Raw genomic sequence first — 14,459 nt, 5'->3', positions numbered from 1 at the left:
TCCTGGTCTCCCCTGGATCAGAAGCTGACGCGCACGGCGCCGCGGATGTTGCGGCCGACATCGTAGAAGGGCGGCGACGGATCGCTGTTCCAGTTGGCGCGGCGGTAGGCCTGGTCGAACACGTTGTCGATCGCCACCGAGAGCCGGACATTCGGCGCCGCATTGGGCGTCCAGGAGGCATGCAGGTCGAGCAGCCCGTAGCCGCTGGTGCGCTGCGCCACGCCGGGCACATTCGGCGCGCGGTCCTGTTCCGCCGTCGCGGTGATGCGCCCGCCGACCACGACGCCGTGATCGAGGAAGCGGTAGCCGCCTGACAGCGTCACGCGATGCGCCGGGATGGAGGCCAGCGGCTGGTCGGTGTCGCGGTTGTCGCCCTTCAGCGCCGCGGCGCCGATGCCGGCATACCAGAAGCCCGCATCATACTGCGCCTCCGCCTCGACACCCTCGATCCGGGCCTTGTCGACATTGGCGGAGACCGTCGTGGTCCGCAGCACGGTCTGCTCGATGAAGTCATCCACGTCGTTGCGGAAGGCGGCGACGCGGATGCGCAGGCGGTCGCCGCCCTGGAACACGTCCGAGAAGCGGAGATTGGCGCCGATTTCCTTGTTGCGGGACACTTCCGGCCGCAGGTTCGGATTGGGGATGAAGTTGTTGCCCGGGAAATGCTGGCCGCCGACATAGAGCTCGGTCAGCGACGGCGCCCGGAAGCCCTCGGCATAGCTGACATAGGGCTGCAGCCAGGGCGTCACCTGCCAGGCGAGGGAGACGCGCGGGGAGGCACGTTCGGAATCCCGGTCGTTCTGCCCATCCGGGCTTTCCTGCTCGAAGCGATCGAGGCGCACGCCCGGCGTCAGGGTGAAATTGCCGAAGCCGATCTCATCCTGGATGAAGAAGGCGGTGATGGACTGCTCGGCGGAGGGGAACTGCGCCCGCGGCGCGCCATTGGCGGTGCCTTCCTGCTCGTCCCGGTAGATCTCCGTGCCGAAGGTCAGCGCGTGGCGGGTCGGGCCGAGGTTGAAGCGGGAGGTGTTCTGCGCGTCGATGCCGATGGTGGTCAGCTCCGTCCGGTCGCGCACCCGCGCGCCCGTCAGGCGTTGCTCCGTCAGGTCGACATGGGTGCGGTAGAGCACCACCTGCGGGTTGAACAGCGGGTTGGCCGGATCCTCATAGGACCAGCGGAAGGACAGGTTTTCCGAAACCGTGTCGCGATCCGTGATGCCCGTGGTGGTGGCGGTATTGGCCGAGATCGGGATCTGGTGGTCGTCCCGGAAGCGCAGCGCCGAGAGCTGGAAGCGGTGGTGGCCCGGATTCCAGCCCAGCTTGCCGAGCAGCGAGGTCGCATTGTCCCCGGTATAGGGAATGGTGTTGTCCGCGCCATCGGTGAAGTTGTTGTTGGTGAAGCCCGCGATGGCGCCGAGCACCGTGAAGTCACCGGCCCGTGCGCCCAGCGCCAGGCTGCCGCGCGGCCCGCTCCCCTGGCTCTGCCAGCCGGCGCCGAGCGTGCCGCCGAAGCTCGCACTCGGCCGGAGGATGTCCTCCACCTCGATCGTCCGCAGCGAGATGGCGCCACCCAGCGCGCCGGAGCCGTACAGGGTGGAGGCCGGGCCGCGCAGCACCTCGACCTGGCGCAGCAGATCCGGGTCCACGAAGGTGCGGCCGCGATGGCCGGCGTTGAAATTGTTCCGCGCGCCATCCGTCCGCAGCACGATGCGTGCATCGCCCAGGCCGCGAATGGTGGGCTGCAAGGCGGTGGTGCGCGGCGCGCCGGAGGATTCGACCCCGGGAATATCCTGGATCAGGTCGATCACGCTGCGCGCGTCGCGGCGCTCGATCTCCTCACGCCCCACCACGGTGACCGGCGCGGCGACATCGCCGGAGACGGCACGGGTGCGGGTGGCGGTGGTGGTGATGGCATCCAGCGGCGTGACCGCCGTGCCGGTGGGCGCGGCCTGTTGCGCCGCGGCGGGGCCTGCGGCGGCCAGGGCGATGATGGCAGCAGTAATCTGGGCTGAGGCGAGCCGGCGGTCGGCCATGAGGGCGCTCCGAGGGAGGATCGGGGCCTGGCTGGCTTCGGCGTCGGCGGGCGCGTCGGGCTGGCTTGGCGGGAAAGGGCGGTTACTTGGTGAGGATCAGCTTGTCGTTGCTGGTCAGACGCAGGCGGTAGGTGTCGCCATGATGCTGGATCAGCAGTTCACGGTTGCCGCGCAGCAGGTCCGTGCTCTGGACCCGTGCGGCATCCTGGCTGGCGGTGGCGCTGATCGCGGCGGTTTCCCCGGGCGCTGCGGCGGGTTCGGTCATGCTGGGGTCCATCGGGACAGTGGCCCGAGGCAGATACCGCAAGTGAGAGTCATTCGCAATAGCGGGCGTGGTGTCAGGCGCCGGTTTCCCGGCGCCCGTATCCTGGCGCCGAGCGTTCAGCCGCCGCGCGGGCTGCGCGGCCGGCCGCGCCGGATCACCTGCGCACCGCGGCCACCACGGCTCTCGGCGGCCAGCGCCAGGGTGGCGGAGGCATCGGCTGCCTCGGCTTCCTGCAGCGTCTCCGGCGGCGGGGCCGCGACCTCCCCGGCGGCGGCGCCGAGCAGCGGCGTCAGCGTGCCATGCGTCTCGTAGAAGCCGCTATCGGCGCGCTGGGCCAGATGCGGCACGCCATCGATGCGGAAGATGCGCCGCTGCATGGTGAGACGGGCCACCTGGTCATCGGTGGCGGGGATGAAGGCGCAGCCCGCCGCGCGGGCCGACCGGAGCTGTTCAGGTGATAGGTCCATGATGACCGGTTAGCGCATTCATCAGGCTTTGTCTGCGGTGGTCCCGGCCTGTTGTTGTTACAGCGGCTGCGGGAACAGGGAATCGGCCAGGGTCAGCGCCAGCCGCGTCGCCTCCGTCTCCCGCTCCGCATTCCAGGCAAGCGCCACGCCGACCGCATGGATCGGCCCGGCCAGCGCCCGGAAGGCGACTCCGGGCGGGCGCAGCCGGGCCATGCCGGCGGAGACCAGCGCCACGCCGAGCCCCGCCGCGACGAAGCCGAGCTGTGCCATGGCGGAGCCCACTTCGCGTTCCGCGCGCGGTGCGAATCCGGCGTCGCGGCAGGCGGCGACCATGGCATCCGAATAGGCCGGGCTGATGGCGCGCGGCAGCACCAGCATCGGCTCATCCGCCAGCGCCGCCAGGTCGAGCGGCCCTTCGCCATCGGCCAGCGGATGCGCGGCGGGCAGGGCGGCGGCCAGCACATCCCGCCCCAGGCTGCGCAGCCGCACCGGGTGGCGGTCCCGCTCCAGCCGCAGCAGCGCCAGGTCCACCTCGCCCCGGCGCAGCGCCTCCACCGCATCGGCCGTGTCCATCTCCCGCACCGCGATGGCGGAGGAGGGACGGGCGGCCTGCAGGCCGCGTACCAGCGGCGGCAGGTAGTCGAACAATGCGGAGGTGACGCAGGCGAGTGCCACCGGAGCATGCCGCCCGGCGCGCAATTCACGGGCGAGCTGTTCCAGCTGCCCGGCGCCTTCCGCCAGTCGTCGCGCCAGCGGCAGCAGCGCTTCCCCCGCGCGGGTCGGGCGCGCGCCCTTGCCGGTGCGGTCCAGCAGCCGCACGCCGAGTTCGCGTTCCAGCGCCTGGATCTGCGCCGTCAGCGGCGGCTGCGAAATGCCGAGCCGTGCGGCGGCGCGGCCGAAATGCCCTTCCTCCGCCACCGCGAGGAAATGGCCGAGGCGTCGGACCAGACGGAAATCCATGGTGGGTTCACCCTTGGGCGGGTCTGCCTTGCGCGATACGGAAACCCTATCGCGTTGTCATGCCAATCGGAATGGACGATGACGGTCGCGCGGTCCACAAGACCCGACGCAGGTATTTGCACGGCAGATCGAGGAACAAGACGCATGAAGATGCACCCGGTGAAGGTCCACCCCTCCAAGGCGTTGCTCAAGCGCGAGGACCAGCTCGCCTGGAAGATGGCCGGCGTGGCGACGGACAAGGTGGCGGTGCCGAAGGACACCACCGCGATGATCATCAACCGGATCATCGACAATGCCAGCGTGGCGATCGCCGCGATCAACCGCCGCCCTGTCGTCTCCGCCCGCGGCATGGCGCTGGGCCACGCCAAGAAGGCGGGCGGCGCCACGGTGTTCGGCGTGAAGTCCGGCGCTACCGTCTCCCCCGAATGGGCGGCCTGGGCGAATGGCACGGCGGTGCGCGAGCTCGACATGCACGACACCTTCCTGGCCGCCGACTACTCCCACCCCGGCGACAACATCCCCCCTGTACTGGCCGTGGCGCAGGCGATGGGGCGGTCCGGCCGCGACCTGGTGCGTGGCTTGGCGACCGCCTACGAACTGCACATCAACCTGGTGAAGGCGATCTGCCTGCATGAGCATCGGGTCGATCACATCGCCCATCTCTGCCCTGCCGCCGCCGCCGGCATCGGCACGCTGCTCGGCCTGAAGCAGGAGGTGGTGTTCCAGTCCATCCAGCAGGCGCTGCATACCAGCGTTTCCTTCCGCCAGTCCCGCAAGGGCGAGATCAGCTCCTGGAAGGCCTATGCCCCGGCCCATGCCGGCAAGCTGGCGGTGGAAGCCGTGGACCGCTGCATGCGCGGCGAGGGTGCGCCGAGCCCGATCTATGAAGGCGAGGACTCGGTCATCGCCTGGGTGCTCTCGGGCCGCACGCAGGCCGACAGCAAGGGCCGCAAGACGGTGTTCGACCCGGTGTACTACGAGGTGCCGCTGCCCGAGACCGGCGAGGGCAAGCGCGCGATCCTCGACAGCTACACCAAGGAGCATTCGGCGGAATACCAGTCCCAGGCGCTGATCGACCTGGCCTTCCGGATGCGGGAGCAGATCCAGGACATGGAGGCGATCGAGAAGATCATCATCCACACGTCGCATCACACCCACTACGTGATCGGCACCGGCGCCAACGACCCGCAGAAGATGGACCCGAAGGCGAGCCGGGAAACGCTGGATCATTCCATCATGTACATCTTCGCCGTCGCCCTGCAGGACGGCACCTGGCACCATGTGGACAGCTACGCGCCGAAGCGCGCCAGCCGCGCCGACACCGTCCGCCTGTGGCACAAGATCGAGACCACGGAGGATGCGGAGTGGACCCGCAAGTACCACTCCCGCGATCCGGAGGAGCTGTCCTTCGGTGGCCGCGTCGAGATCCTGATGAAGGATGGCTCGAAGCTGGTCGATGAGCTGGGCGTGGCGAATGCCCACCCGAACGGCGCCCGGCCCTTCGGCCGCGACGAATACATCAACAAGTTCCGCATCCTGACGGACGGCATCATCACGACGCGGGAACAGAACCGCTTCCTGGAACTGGTGCAGGACCTGCCGAAGCTGACGGCGGAGCAGCTTCCCGGCCTGAACGTGGTGCTGCCGGCGGGTACGCTGGCGGATTCCAAGCCGGGCATCTTCTGACCGCGCCCGCGGAGAGGAATGACAGGGAGCCGGCCGGCGCAATCCGGCTGCTCCCCCGCCGCAACACGGAGAAACCCAATGACCGAGCCGACCATCTACAAGGGCCTCGTCGGCGTCTATGCCGATGTGTCCGCTGTATCCAAGGTGATGCCGGAGACCAACAGCCTGACCTATCGCGGCTATGCCGTGCAGGATCTGTGCGAGGAGACGGATTTCGAACAGGTGGCCTATCTGCTGTGGCACGGGGAACTTCCCACCGCCGCGCAGCTTGAGGCCTTCCGGGCGGAGGAACGCGCGAACCGTGCGCTGTCCCCCGCCTTGCTGCGCGTGCTGCGGGACTTCCCGAAGGACGCCCACCCGATGGACGCCATCCGCACCGCCGTGTCCTTCATGGGCATGGAGGATCCGGAATCGGCCGACGTCTCCGACGCCGCCCAGCGCCGCAAGGCGATGCGCCTGTTCGCCAAGGCGCCGACCGCGGTGGCCGCCGCCAACCGGCTGTCCAAGGGGCTGGAGCCGATCGAGCCGGATGCGTCGCTGCCCTACTGCGAGAACTTCTTCCACCTGGTCTTCGGCAAGGTGCCGCAGCCGGAGGTGATCAAGTCCTTCGACGTGTCGATGATCCTTTACGCCGAGCACACCTTCAACGCCTCCACCTTCACGGCGCGGACGGTCACCTCGACCGGCGCCGACATCCACGGCGCCATCGCGGCCGGCATCGCCGCGCTGAAGGGGCCGCTGCATGGCGGTGCCAACGAAGCCGTGATGCATATGCTGAAGGAAGTGGGCAGCCCGGAGGCGGCGGTGGACTGGCTGGAAGGCAAGTTCGACCACCGCGCCCTGGTGATGGGCTTCGGGCATCGCGTCTACAAGAGCGGTGACTCGCGCGTCCCCACGATGACCAAATACGCCGAGAAGATGGCGGAGGTCGTCGGCGACCGGCGCTGGATGGAGACCAGCCGGGTGCTCGCGAAGCAGATGCTGGAGCGGAAGAACATCCACCCCAACCTCGATTTCCCGGCAGGTCCTGCCTACTACCTGATGGGCTTCGACATCCCGATGTTCACGCCGATCTTCGTCTGCTCCCGCATCACCGGCTGGGCGGCGCATGTGTTCGAACAGGCGGCCGACAACCGGCTGATCCGCCCGCTGTCGCACTACACGGGTGTCGAGCAGCGTGCCGTCCCGTCGCTTGCCGCAAGGGGTTAATGCAATCCTGCCGCGCCGGTGAAAGCCGGCGCGGTTTGCTTTCGCGCACCGGTGAAAGCCGGTGCGACAGACTGATCCGGCGCGTTACGGACGCGCTTCGGGTAACGCGGATGCACCGCATCGCCACCCTTGCTGCACAGCACATGCACAACTCTGCACGGCTTTCGTGCGATTCCGTTTGACAGGCAGGTTGCGCGCACGGATAGCGTGGCATTGCACGCATCGCTTGACGCGATTCGCGCAGGGGCTTCGCTGCCGCATGGCGACGCAGAACCGGCGCAGCACGACAACGGAGCACGCAGCAGGAAGGATCGGTCCATGGACCGCAGGCTCGTGGGGCAAAGGATCGTGCAGCGCACGCCGCGTCCCGCACCGTCGCATGGCGGGTGCCGGCGTGACGCGGATCGCGGCAGCAGTGGCACGGCGCGATACCGGTTTCGTGCCGACCGCGGAACCGCGTGCTCCAACCTGACTTTGTGGGGTGCGGTGTGGCGCCAGCCAGGCAGCCTCGCCAGCACCAGCGGAACACCATTCACCGGAACTGAAGCGGAGACCCAGATCACCATGACCGACATCAACGACACGATCGCGACGGAGGAGGCCGCACCGCGCGCCCAGCCGATGGCGATGGCCGCTGCCCGCAAGACGGCAAAGAAGCCGGCCGCCAGGAAGCCGGCGGCGAAGGCGCCCGCCGCGAAGAAGGCTGCGCCGAAGAAGGCCGCGAGTGCGAAGAAGCCGGCCGCGAAGAAGGCCGCGCCGAAGAAGGCTGCCGCCGTGAAGAAGGCCGCGCCGAAGAAGGCCGCGACCGCGAAGAAGGCTGCGCCGAAGAAGGCCGTAAGCGCGAAGAAGGCCGCGCCGAAGAAGGCCGCCGCCGCGAAGAAGCCCGCCGCCCGCAAGGCCGCCGCGCCGAAGAAGGCTGCGCCGAAGAAGGCCGCCGCCGCGAAGAAGCCCGCCGCCCGCAAGGCCGCAGCACCGAAGAAGGCCGCATCGGCCAGGAAGCCGGCCGCTCGCGCCGCCGCGCCGCGCAAGGCCGCTGCGCCGAAGAAGGCAGCGACCGCGAAGAAGCCTGCCGCCCGCGCCGCCGCGCCGCGCAAGGCCTCTGCACCGAAGAAGGCCGCCGCACCGCGCAAGCCTTCGCCGACCGCCGCTGCCAAGGCCGCCACCTCCGCCCGTTCGGAAGCCGCCCGCAAGGGCGCTGCGACCCGCGCCGCGAAGAAGGCCGCCGCCGCCGCCGCTGCTGCCGCCGAGGCACCGGCGACGACGCCCGAGGCCGCTTCCTAAGCCTCTCGGTCCCTACCAGCGAAAGGGCGCTGTCCGCTTGCGGGCGGCGCCCTTTTCATGTCTGGAACATGCCTGCATGACCCCGCACATCGCCCCCTTGCCACGCGACCAGCGCCATCGCCTGGCGCCACTGCTCGCGCTTTATGCGCAGGAGATGCGCGGCGTGCTCTCCGGCGCAGAGGTCGCGACGCCGGAGGCGCAGGCGGCATTGCTGGCGCGCCATCCGGCGGCGGAGGTGCTGCTGGCGGAGGATGCGGAAGGTCGCGCGCTCGGCTTCGCCATCCTGTTCGACCTGCCGGAGGTTGTCTTCGCGCGAATCTGCGGCAACCTGGATGATCTTTTCGTGCGGCCGGAAGCACGCGGCCGGGGCATTGCCCGCGCGCTGATCGCGGCCGCCATCGCCGAGGGCCAGGCGCGTGGCTGGAGCCATCTGCGCTGGATCGTGCCAGAGGGCGATGTCGCGGCCATCGCCTTGTATGAGCGCATCGCGACGCGCGCCGACTGGCGCAGCTATGTGGTGCGGCTGGACCCGGGCGCCTCGCTGTAGTTCAGCCGAAGGTCTTCAGCAGGTCGTCCACCTGCGCCGCATTCAGCGCCCGCACGCCCGGCACGCCGCGCAGCAGCAGCGCGAGCCGTGCGGCTTCCTCCAGCTCCTCCGCCGCATGCACCGCATCCACCAGCGTGGCGCCGGAAACCACGGGGCCGTGGTTGGCCAGCAGCAGCGCCTTGGCGGCGCGCGCGGCTTCATGCACCGCGGGCTCCATCGCCGCATCGCCCGGGCGGTAGTAGGGCACGCAGGGCAGGCGGCGGCCGATGCGCATGACGAAGTACGGCGTCAGCGGCGGGATCTGCGCGTCCGCGCCCTCAGGCGTCAGGCAGGAGATGGCGGTGGCGTGGGTGGAGTGCAGATGCACCACTGCCCCCGCCTCCGGCCGCGCCTGCAGCACGGCACGATGCAGGAAGACTTCCTTGGAAGGCTTGTCGCCGGACAGATGCGCCCAATCCGGGCCGAGCTTGCTGATCCGCGCCGGGTCCAGCCGGCCGAGGCAGGAATTGGTCGGCGTCATCAGGTAGCCATCCGGCAGCCGCACACTGATGTTGCCGGCGGTGCCGACGCTGTAGCCGCGGTCGAACAGGCTGCGCGCCAGTTCGGCGAGCTGCGTGCGCGCGGCGTCCTCAGACATGCTGGAACGCCTTCAGGAAGAAGTCGCGCCCGCCGAAATTGCCGGATTTGAGCGCAAGGTGGATGTTTGCAGGTTCGGCAAACGTCCAGGGCACGCCCGTGTCGATCTCCGCGCCGATCCGCAGCGTCCGCACGCCCAGCGCGGAGACGACGGCGCCGGAGGTCTCGCCACCCGCCACCACCAGCCGCCCGACGCCGCGCGCGACCAGCCCCTGCGCCACTGTTGCCATCGCCTGTTCCACCAGCGCGCCGGCCGCCTCCCGCCCCAGCTTCGCCTGCAAGGCCGCCACCTTCTCCGGCGATGCGCTGCCAGCGATCACGACGGGATGCTCGGCGGAGAGCTTGCCCTCGCACCAGGCCAGCGCCTGCGCCGCCAGAGCGGCGGCATCCGGCGTGGCCAGCGCATCCAGCTCCAGCACCGGCGCGTGGTCCCGGGCGAAGCCGATCTGGCCGAGGGTGGCGCGGGAGCAGCTTCCCGCCACCACGGCGCACAGCCCCTTCGCTGGCGGCAGAGCCGCCGCATCCGGGCGCAGCGGCAGCAGGCCCTGGGCGCGGAAATTGGCCGGCAGGCCCATGGCGATGCCGGACCCGCCGGTGATCAGCGGATGCTTCGCCGCAGCCTCGCCAATTGAGACCAGATGCGCATCGGTCACGGCATCGACGATGGCGTAGCGGCGCCCGCCCTCGGCCAGCCGCGTCATCGCCTGGCGGATTGCCGTGGCACCCTGTTCCACCACGGAGAAGGGCACCAGCCCGACCGAGCCTTCCGTCTGCCGGCTCAGCACGCGCACCAGGTTCGGGTCGCGCATCGGCGTCAGCGGGTGGTTCTCCATGCCGCTTTCGTTCAGCAGATGCGCGCCGGCAAACAGATGGCCCTGGTAGATGCTGCGGCCATTCGCCGGGAAGGCGGGGCAGGCGAGTGCGAAGCCGGCGCCGAGCCGCTTCAGCAGCGCATCCGCCACCGGGCCGATATTGCCGGCATCGGTGCTGTCGAAGGTGGAGCAGTATTTGAAGAACAGCTGCGTCGCCCCGGCCGCCAGCAACGCCTCCGCCGCCGCCAGGCTTTCGGCGATGGCCTCGCTGGCCGGCGTGGTGCGCGACTTCAGCGCGATGACGATGGCATCGGCTTCTGGCAGCGGGCCGGTGGGCACACCGATCACCTGCACCGTCGCCATGCCGTTCTTGACCAGCATGGAGGCGAGGTCGGTGGCGCCGGTGAAGTCATCAGCGATGCAGCCGAGCAGCAGGGGCATCATTCTATTCCTTGGGCGGCAGGCAGAGGATGTCGGCATGGCCGATGCGGGCGGAAAGCCGCGATAGCCCGGCCTGGGCGCGGCGGTCCACCGCCCAGTCGAGGAGGCGGTGGCGTTCGCGGCGCAGCTGCCCCATGGCGGCACGCGCATGGCCGCTGGCAAGCTCCGCCACCATCAGCGGGTCGTGGCGCGGAATCCGCCAGTCGCTCGCCGCGCGCTGCACGGCATAGCCATGGGCTGCGAAGGCCTCGGCGATGATGGCGGGTGCGCGGGCGCCGAGTGCGATGCCACCAAAACCCTTGTCGCGCAGCTGGTCGCGGGCGAAGCCGCGGGCCACCAGCGCATCGGCCGGATGCGGTGGGTCGAAACGCTCCCGCCCCGTCACGTTCAACGCGGCGTAGAAGGGCAGGCGGTGCTTCGCGCAGGCCGCGGCCATGCGTGCCACCCAATCGGCCGAGACCAGGTCGCACAGCGCCGTGTTCACCACCGCATCCACCTGGCCGAGCGGCAGCCCCTTCGGCGCGTCGCGCAGATCGGCGATCAGCCCCTCCACCCGCCATGCGCCGCCGGGCGCATGCACCAGCAGCGTCTTGCGGTTGGCATAGGTGGCGCGCCAGTCCTGGTCCTCGGCGAAATCTGCGGTGGTGGTGAAGGCGCGCGACAGCAGCCCGCCATCCGCATCCACCAGCGTCCAGGCCTGGGCGCGGCCGATCATCGGCGCCAGCCAGCGCAGCAGCGACCCGGTGCCGGCGCCGAGGTCGAGAATACGCGGCCGCGCCGGCAGCGCCTGTGCCAATGCGGCGGCGAGGTCCGGGTTGCGGGCGGCGGAATCATGCGGCTCGCGCAGTTCCAGCCAATCACCGTCAAAGCTCTCGGCCATCAGGCGGCTGCCTTTTCGATCTCGGCGAGGAAGGCGGCGGCGCGATCCTCCCAGCGCGGCAGTTTCTGGCCAGCCTTCCAGGCGGCCTCCGCCATTTCGGCGCGCAGGTCGGTGTCGAAGATCGCGCGGCGCATCGCCTTGCCGAGCGAGACGTGGTCGCCGGGCGGGGAGATCACGCCGGCCTCCACCGGCACCACCTCCGCGATCGCGCCGCCTGCGGTGATGGCGACGGGCACGCCACGCGCCAGGGCTTCCGCCGCGGCCATGCCGTAGCCTTCCCAATGGGTGGCGAGCGCGAACAGGTCGGCGCCGGCCCACAGCATATCCAGCTGCGCGCCCGAAACCTCGCCGGCGAAGGTCACGCGGCTGGTCAGGCCGAGTTCTTCCACCAGCGCCAGCAGCCCATCCGCATGCACCTTGTCACGCGGGCTGCCCGCGATGGTCAGCGTCCAGTCGAGATCGGAAAGCCCGCCCAGCGCGCGCAGCAGCACGTCATGCCCCTTGCGCGGCACCAGCGTGCCGATGGCAAGGATGGCGCAGCCGGGGCCACCGGAACCCGTGCTGCGCGGCGCCGGGTCCGTGCCCGGTTCCACCACGCCGATGCGCGCTTCCTCCGCGCCGAATTCGGGCGGCAGGCGGCGGGCGGTCAGTGGGCTGGTGGCGACCAGGCGGGCGAGGCGCGGGAAAATCGCAGCCTCTGCCGCGCGCAGCGCATCGCGCACCGGGCCGGGATTGCCGTGCTCCAGCGCCGTCGGGTGATGGATCAGCCCGATCGCGCCACGCTGTTCCAGTTCATCCAGCGAGGACTCGAAGGCGGGCAGCCCGAGGCCGTCGATGACAAGCCGCGCGCCTTGCGGCAGCGCACGCAGCGCGGCACGGGCACCCGCCAGCGCGGCGTCATCCGGCTGCGGATGCGCCCCCGGCAGTTCCATCACCTGCACGCCATGGCCCAGCGCACGCAGGCCCGCCACCAGCCGGCGGTCGTATTCGTAGCCGCCGGAGATGGCATCGAGGGGGGCGGGGACGAGGAAGGCGATGTCCAAGGTCAGACGGGCCCCTCGAAGGCGGCCCAGGCGATGTGGCTTTCACGCAGCAGGATCTTCAACCCCGTCACGGCCTTGCCGCCATCACCCAGCACGCCATCGCGGCAGGCCGCGGCCAGCAGGCCATGGATATGCAGGCACAGATATTCCGTCGTGGTGTTCTTGCCGGCGAAGGCATCCTCGGCATCGAGGTTGCGGTAATCCATCGGCGCCAGGATGGCGCGGAGATGATCCTTCGCCAGGCCGATATCGACCAGCAGATGCAGGTCATCGAGCTGCGGCGCGCGGAACTCCGCCTCCACGATGAAGGTCGCGCCATGCAGCCGCTGCGCCGGGCCGAAGGCCTCCCCGCGGAAGGAATGCGCGATCATGATGTGGTCGACGACCGTCAGGCTGAACATGGACACACTCTCTTATAAATAGGTGACGACGGGGCAGAGCGGTTGATGTGACCCGGAAGGTGGCGACAGCAAGGCGCCCAATGCATTCGGCAGTTCGGAAAACGGCGTGTCGGGGCCGAGCAGCGCATCCAGCCGCGCATCATCCAGCAGCGAAAGCGCGAGCGCGAGCCGGTCGCCATGCGTGCGCCGGCCACGCATCGCCGGTGCCACCTGGCCCACCTGGGTCGAGATCACCGACAGGCGCTTTGAATGAAAGGCCTCGCCCAGCGGCAGGTCGCAGGCCTTGTCGCCGAACCAGGAGGCCTCGACGATGCGCCCCTCGAAGCCGCAGCGGGACAGCGCGAGGCGCAGACCCTCCGGGCTGGCGGAGGCGTGGATCACCAGGTCGCGCTCCGGCGGTGCATCCTCGGGCGCGCAGAAGGCTGCGCCGAAGGATTGCGCGAGATCGCCGCGCGTCGCATCGAGGTCGCAGACATGCAGGTCGAGGCCAGGCATGCGGCCGAGCAGGAAGGTGACCAGCAGGCCCACCACGCCGGCGCCCACCACCAGCACGCGTTCGCCGACCAGCGGCCGCGCATCCCAAAGGATGTTGACGGCGGTTTCCATATTGGCGGCGAGCACCGCGCGGCGATCCGGCACCGCATCCGGGATGGGGATGCACATGGCGGCGGGTGCGACGAAGGCATCATGGTGCGGGTGCAGGCAGAATATCCGCCTGCCGTGCAGATGCGCCGGCCCGGCCTTCACCGTGCCGACAGCGGCATAGCCGTAGGAGAGCGGCGCCGGGAATTCGCCATACTGCAGCGGCGCGCGCATCGCCGGCCACTGGCTTTCCGGCACGCGCCCGGCGAAGACCAGGCGTTCGGTGCCGCGCGAGATGCCGGAGGCGTGCGTCACCACCAGCGCCTGGTCGGGGCCCGGCACCTCCAGCGCGTGTTCGCGCAGCTCGGCCTGGTAGGGGCCGGTAATCCAGAGCGCCTTGGCCTTCATGGCAGTTTGCCTTCGGTGCAGATGCCGGGCCGGGCGCGGCCGAGGGCGATGTCGAACAGCATGTCCTCGCCGATGCGGTGCGGCGTCCAGTTGAAACGCAGCCCGTCATCGATCCGCGCCGCCTGTGGCAGTGAAAAGGCCGGGATGCCGGAGCCGAGGATGATGGGCGCCACCGTCAGATGCAGCCGGTCCAGGCAGCCGGCGGCGAGGAAGGCGGAGATGGTGCGGCCGCCACCCTCGACGAAGATTTTCGTCAGTCCGCGCGCGGCGAGGCCCCGCAGCAGGCCCGGCAGATCCGCATGCACCAGAACCTCCGCCTGGCCATGCGTTGCGGCGCCGGGCGTGATGGTGGCCAGCAAAGTCGGTGCGGCGCCGTCGCAAAAGACCTTGTGCGTGGCAGGCAGGCGGCGGCCGGGGTCCAGCACCACGCGCACCGGGTTGGGGCCGGAAACCTCCCGCGTTGTCAGCCGCGGGTCGTCATGGTGCACGGTGCCGGCACCCACCAGCACCACGTCGCACAGCGCCCGCAGGCGATGGGTGTGCAGGATATCGCCGCGCCCGCCGATCCATTGCGACGCGCCATTGGTGCAGGCGATGCGGCCATCCAGCGTCTGCGCCAGCCGTCCGATCACGATGCAGCCATCCGTGGCCTGCGGGGCGGTGAGGATTGGCGCGAACAACGCGGCCAGTTGCCCGGGCGGCAGCGCGCCACCGCGCCGCGCAGCCAGCAGCGCGGTCCATTCGGTGTCTTCGGTGGGGGGCGCGTCGTTCATCTGCGGGTGATGCTATGCCGAAGCGGCGGCATTGC

The 14,459-nt window shown here is 70.0% G+C and carries 15 protein-coding genes; 4 read left to right on the top strand and 11 right to left on the bottom strand.

Annotation, left to right across the window (positions count from 1 at the left end; genetic code table 11):
- Positions 1-17 precede the first annotated feature (17 nt).
- The 4 genes from Q8S40_RS07965 to Q8S40_RS07950 all read right to left on the bottom strand — a co-directional run bounded on the left by Q8S40_RS07965 (position 18) and on the right by Q8S40_RS07950 (position 3,725).
- A complete protein-coding gene (locus tag Q8S40_RS07965; RefSeq protein WP_305669954.1) occupies positions 18-2,033 on the bottom strand; it encodes a TonB-dependent hemoglobin/transferrin/lactoferrin family receptor in 2,016 nt (671 codons plus the stop codon).
- A gap of 82 nt (positions 2,034-2,115) precedes the next feature.
- The gene (hemP, locus tag Q8S40_RS07960; protein ID WP_304811397.1) at positions 2,116-2,298 is read right to left on the bottom strand and encodes a hemin uptake protein HemP; all 183 of its coding nucleotides are present in this window, start codon (positions 2,296-2,298) and stop codon (positions 2,116-2,118) included.
- A 116-nt stretch (positions 2,299-2,414) separates the two neighbouring features.
- Positions 2,415-2,765, bottom strand: a complete 351-nt coding sequence (locus Q8S40_RS07955; RefSeq protein WP_304811396.1) for a hypothetical protein — start codon at positions 2,763-2,765, stop codon at positions 2,415-2,417.
- Between the two features lie 57 nt (positions 2,766-2,822).
- The gene (locus Q8S40_RS07950) at positions 2,823-3,725 is read right to left on the bottom strand and encodes a LysR family transcriptional regulator (RefSeq protein WP_304811394.1); all 903 of its coding nucleotides are present in this window, start codon (positions 3,723-3,725) and stop codon (positions 2,823-2,825) included.
- A 144-nt stretch (positions 3,726-3,869) separates the two neighbouring features.
- Between Q8S40_RS07950 and Q8S40_RS07945 the strand changes: the two genes are divergently transcribed.
- From Q8S40_RS07945 to Q8S40_RS07930, 4 genes are all read left to right on the top strand, one after another.
- Positions 3,870-5,411 (top strand): MmgE/PrpD family protein, encoded by a 1,542-nt coding sequence (locus Q8S40_RS07945; protein WP_305669953.1) that lies wholly within the window; start codon positions 3,870-3,872, stop codon positions 5,409-5,411.
- Positions 5,412-5,489: 78 nt separating this feature from the next.
- Positions 5,490-6,620, top strand: a complete 1,131-nt coding sequence (locus tag Q8S40_RS07940; protein ID WP_305669952.1) for a bifunctional 2-methylcitrate synthase/citrate synthase — start codon at positions 5,490-5,492, stop codon at positions 6,618-6,620.
- 318 nt (positions 6,621-6,938) lie between these two features.
- A complete protein-coding gene (locus Q8S40_RS07935) occupies positions 6,939-7,901 on the top strand; it encodes a hypothetical protein (RefSeq protein ID WP_305669951.1) in 963 nt (320 codons plus the stop codon).
- A 76-nt stretch (positions 7,902-7,977) separates the two neighbouring features.
- Positions 7,978-8,448, top strand: a complete 471-nt coding sequence (locus Q8S40_RS07930; RefSeq protein ID WP_305669950.1) for a GNAT family N-acetyltransferase — start codon at positions 7,978-7,980, stop codon at positions 8,446-8,448.
- Position 8,449: 1 nt separating this feature from the next.
- Here Q8S40_RS07930 and Q8S40_RS07925 read toward each other — a convergent pair whose 3' ends face one another.
- The 7 genes from Q8S40_RS07925 to Q8S40_RS07895 are packed head-to-tail and all read right to left on the bottom strand — an operon-like array spanning position 8,450 to position 14,424.
- Entirely contained in the window at positions 8,450-9,085 is a 636-nt protein-coding gene (locus Q8S40_RS07925) for an aldolase (RefSeq protein WP_305669949.1), read from the bottom strand.
- On the bottom strand, positions 9,078-10,340 hold the full coding sequence (gene otnK / locus Q8S40_RS07920; protein WP_371136815.1) for a 3-oxo-tetronate kinase: 1,263 nt from the start codon (positions 10,338-10,340) through the stop codon (positions 9,078-9,080). Before otnK ends, Q8S40_RS07925 begins: the two co-directional genes overlap by 8 nt.
- A 1-nt stretch (position 10,341) precedes the next feature.
- On the bottom strand, positions 10,342-11,217 hold the full coding sequence (locus Q8S40_RS07915) for a class I SAM-dependent methyltransferase (RefSeq protein ID WP_305669948.1): 876 nt from the start codon (positions 11,215-11,217) through the stop codon (positions 10,342-10,344).
- Positions 11,217-12,260 carry a glycosyltransferase family 4 protein gene (locus Q8S40_RS07910; RefSeq protein ID WP_305669947.1) on the bottom strand — a complete coding sequence of 348 codons (1,044 nt, stop codon included), beginning with the start codon at positions 12,258-12,260 and terminating at the stop codon, positions 11,217-11,219. Before Q8S40_RS07910 ends, Q8S40_RS07915 begins: the two co-directional genes overlap by 1 nt.
- A gap of 2 nt (positions 12,261-12,262) precedes the next feature.
- Positions 12,263-12,661: a 6-carboxytetrahydropterin synthase gene (locus Q8S40_RS07905; RefSeq protein ID WP_216876660.1), complete on the bottom strand. Its 399-nt coding sequence runs from the start codon at positions 12,659-12,661 to the stop codon at positions 12,263-12,265.
- A gap of 12 nt (positions 12,662-12,673) precedes the next feature.
- On the bottom strand, positions 12,674-13,651 hold the full coding sequence (locus Q8S40_RS07900) for a zinc-binding alcohol dehydrogenase (protein WP_305669946.1): 978 nt from the start codon (positions 13,649-13,651) through the stop codon (positions 12,674-12,676).
- Positions 13,648-14,424, bottom strand: a complete 777-nt coding sequence (locus Q8S40_RS07895; protein WP_305669945.1) for a RibD family protein — start codon at positions 14,422-14,424, stop codon at positions 13,648-13,650. The genes Q8S40_RS07900 and Q8S40_RS07895 overlap by 4 nt, the downstream gene beginning before the upstream one ends.
- Between the last annotated feature and the right edge of the window lie 35 nt (positions 14,425-14,459).

The organism is Falsiroseomonas sp., from assembly GCF_030695085.1.
GTDB lineage: Bacteria > Pseudomonadota > Alphaproteobacteria > Acetobacterales > Acetobacteraceae > Falsiroseomonas.
The sequence above is the reverse complement of the archived record's forward strand: the minus strand, read 5'-3'. Positions and strand labels throughout refer to the sequence as shown.